General features: G+C 36.0%; 2 protein-coding genes. Both read left to right on the top strand.

Annotation, left to right across the window (positions count from 1 at the left end):
* The first annotated feature begins 102 nt into the window (after window positions 1–102).
* A complete protein-coding gene (locus AS180_RS21050; RefSeq protein WP_025907644.1) occupies window positions 103–1,362 on the top strand; it encodes a M48 family metallopeptidase in 1,260 nt (419 codons plus the stop codon).
* 398 nt (window positions 1,363–1,760) lie between these two features.
* A complete protein-coding gene (aceA, locus tag AS180_RS21045) occupies window positions 1,761–3,041 on the top strand; it encodes an isocitrate lyase (RefSeq protein WP_025907645.1) in 1,281 nt (426 codons plus the stop codon).
* Window positions 3,042–3,381: the final 340 nt, after the last annotated feature.

Below are 3,381 nucleotides of genomic sequence, written 5' to 3'. Positions count from 1 at the left end.
ATAAAAATATTGTTAGGAAGCGTGTCGAAAAATATTTTTTTTGACACCCCACCAACGGCTCAAACCGTTGATAAATCAACATTTATAGAGGGAGGGGTTTATATGAAAAAAATTGTACTTGGTTCGTTTACTTTATTTGTTGTATACGCTGTATTAATATGGCTTTATTTATTTCAATGGAGCGATACCTCTATTCCTGATGCGTTAAAAGGGACAAGTGTTGATCCGGCTACTTTTATGAATGAGAGAGAACTTGTATTAGCACAAGAATATTCACAAATAAAAGATTTTTTATTTTTTCTCTCTGTTCCATATGAATGGTTGGGCTTTGTTTTAGTTCTAGTACTGGGATTCTCGCGTAAATTTAGTAAGTGGGCAAAGGACATTACGAAAATGAGTGCTTTGCAAACTGCTATTTACGTATTCTGGCTATCATTGCTTTTACAGGTGTTTACGTTCCCGCTTGATTGGATTAGCTACAAATTATCGATGGCCTATAATATTACAACGCAATCTTTTACAAGCTGGATGAAGGATATGACTATTGACTTTTGGATAAGTCTTATTATGATGTGCTTAATCGTGTTTGTTCTATACACTCTAATTAACAAGTCGCCAAAAAGATGGTGGCTTTATGCATGGCTATTATCAATTCCTTTTACACTATTTATCACATTTATTCAGCCGGTCGTCATCGACCCTTTATATAATGACTTTTATCCGCTGAAGGATAAGCAGTTAGAAGAAAAAATTCTCCACTTAGCAGATGAAGCATCTATTCCTACGGATCATGTATATGAAGTAAATATGTCTGAAAAGACAAATTCAATGAATGCGTATGTAACAGGGATAGGTGCAAACTCAAGGATTGTACTATGGGATACCACTTTAAATAAATTAAGCGATAATGAAATTTTATTTATCATGGCTCATGAAATGGGACACTATGTGAAAAAGCATATCTATGTTGGAATTGCCAGTGCTCTAGTGCTTTCTTTGGTTGGGTTATGGATGACAAAGAAGCTGTCAGACATGATAATGCGTAAGTGGGGGACTAACTTAAAGGTTAAATCATTTCAGGATGTATCATCATTACCTCTAATCTTACTGTTGCTCTCCATTCTTACGTTTGCGGTTAGTCCAGCTACAAACTTATTATCTCGACACCATGAAGTGCAATCAGATACTTATGCTTTAGAGTTAACGGAAGACAAGGAAGCGGCGGTCAAAACGTTTCAAGCACTCAGTCGTTCAGGTCTATCTCAGGTAAACCCTCCGTTTCTTGTGAAAGTATTTCGTTATAGTCATCCAACCATTTTAGAAAGAATTGAGTTTATGGAAGAGCATAATAAAGAAGAATAACTGTTATAAAGAAAGTAAATATAAGTAAAAACCCACTAACAGCAAGGGTTTTAGGTGTGAAACCCTTGCTTATATAGAAAATTCGTAAAAGCAAGGGTTCATCTTTTGAATATACTGTTATATAATAATCATTGTAAAATATTATCTGTTTTATAACAAAATGATAAGGAGGAGTTGTGACTCTCATAACATGTAAAGTTATAAAAATAGCGGAGCGTTTCATATTACTTAACAAAGAAGCGGATGCATCCCAATATACGCTGAATAAAATCCAACTTTCATTCTTATAACTCTCACACTTATAAAGTTGATGTGTTGTTTCTAACAAGTACATGTAAGCGGATTATTAGCTAGTAAAGAAGTTAAAAAGAAGAGAAAATCGCAAGGGGGATATTAAAGTGAACGATTTAAGAGTAAAGCAATTAGAGGATAGTTGGAAAGATGATGAGCGTTGGAGTGGAATTGAAAGACCATATTCAGCAGAAAAAGTAATTGGTTTAAGAGGCTCGATTGATATTGAACATACATTGGCTAGAAGGGGTGCCAATAAATTTTGGAATTTGCTTCAGACAGAAGACTACATTCATGCATTAGGAGCATTAACTGGAAATCAAGCTGTTCAGCAAGTCAAGGCAGGGTTAAAAGCTATTTATTTAAGCGGCTGGCAGGTAGCGGCAGATGCCAATTTATCCGGCCATATGTATCCTGACCAAAGTTTGTATCCAGCTAATAGTGTTCCGCATGTTGTAAAAAGAATTAATCAAGCGCTCCAACGTGCCGACCAGATTCAACATTTAGAAGGAGAAGGAGAAGTGGATTACTTTGCTCCAATCATTGCGGACGCTGAAGCTGGGTTTGGTGGACAGCTAAACGTTTTTGAATTAATGAAAGGTATGATTGAATCAGGTGCATCTGCTGTTCACTTTGAAGATCAATTATCTTCTGAAAAGAAATGTGGTCATCTTGGAGGAAAAGTTTTACTTCCTACGCAAACGGCAGTTAAAAATTTGATTGCTGCTAGATTAGCTGCAGATGTTATGGGAGTTCCTACTATATTAATTGCTCGTACTGATGCAGATGCTGCAGATTTAATCACAAGCGATATTGATCCGGTTGATAAACAGTTTATTAGAGGAGAGAGGACTGCAGAAGGTTTTTATCGTACAAAAGCTGGTTTGGACCAAGCAATTGCCAGAGGGTTAGCTTATGCACCGTATGCTGATTTAATTTGGTGTGAGACATCTGAGCCTAATTTAGAGCAAGCACAACAGTTCGCGGATGCAATTCATGAAAAGTTCCCTGGTAAAATGTTAGCTTACAATTGTTCACCTTCGTTTAACTGGAAGAAAAAACTTGATGCAAAAACAATTGAAAAGTTTCAAAGCGAAATTGCGAAGATGGGTTACAAGTTTCAATTTGTTACGCTAGCTGGATTCCATGCGCTTAACCATAGCATGTTTGAGTTGGCTAGAGGATATAAAGATAGAGGTATGGGGGCTTATTCAGAACTGCAAGAGAGAGAGTTTAGTAGCGAAGTAAATGGCTATACGGCAACAAGGCATCAACGAGAGGTAGGCACGGGCTACTTTGATGAAGTTGCTCAGGTTGTATCAGGTGGTACATCATCTACAACAGCACTAAAAGGATCAACGGAAGAAGAGCAGTTTACAAGTAATTAATATTAAGAAGCAAAAAACACAAGTGGCTTTCACTTGTGTTTTTTGCTGTGAGGGGAATTATTCCTTTAATATAATTGAAAATTTAAACTTATTACTTTGGGATTGCCAAGCAGTATTCTATTTGTTATATTAATAAATGTTCTTAACGAACAGATAACAAGTAAGTTAAGAATAAAATGAAAAACAAAAAAGTTGTTGACAACGAGTTGATAACTTGATAAGATAGTAAAGTCGCTTAAGAGCGACGGTTGAACTTTGAAAACTGAACAAAGCGACAAACGTCAACGTTAATTTTTTTAAACTTTTATGAGCAAGTCAAACATTTCTTCGGAGAGTTTGA

The sequence above is a fragment of the Priestia veravalensis genome (genome assembly GCF_001457055.1).
Taxonomy (GTDB): domain Bacteria; phylum Bacillota; class Bacilli; order Bacillales; family Bacillaceae_H; genus Priestia; species Priestia flexa.
Note: the sequence above shows the minus strand (reverse complement) of the source record. Positions and strands in the feature narration are given on the sequence as shown.

What these genes read in the sequence shown, in the direction of transcription:
- AS180_RS21050 (WP_025907644.1), top strand. Translation starts at nt 103, where the DNA reads ATGAAAAAAATTGTACTTGGTTCGTTTACTTTATTTGTTGTATACGCT.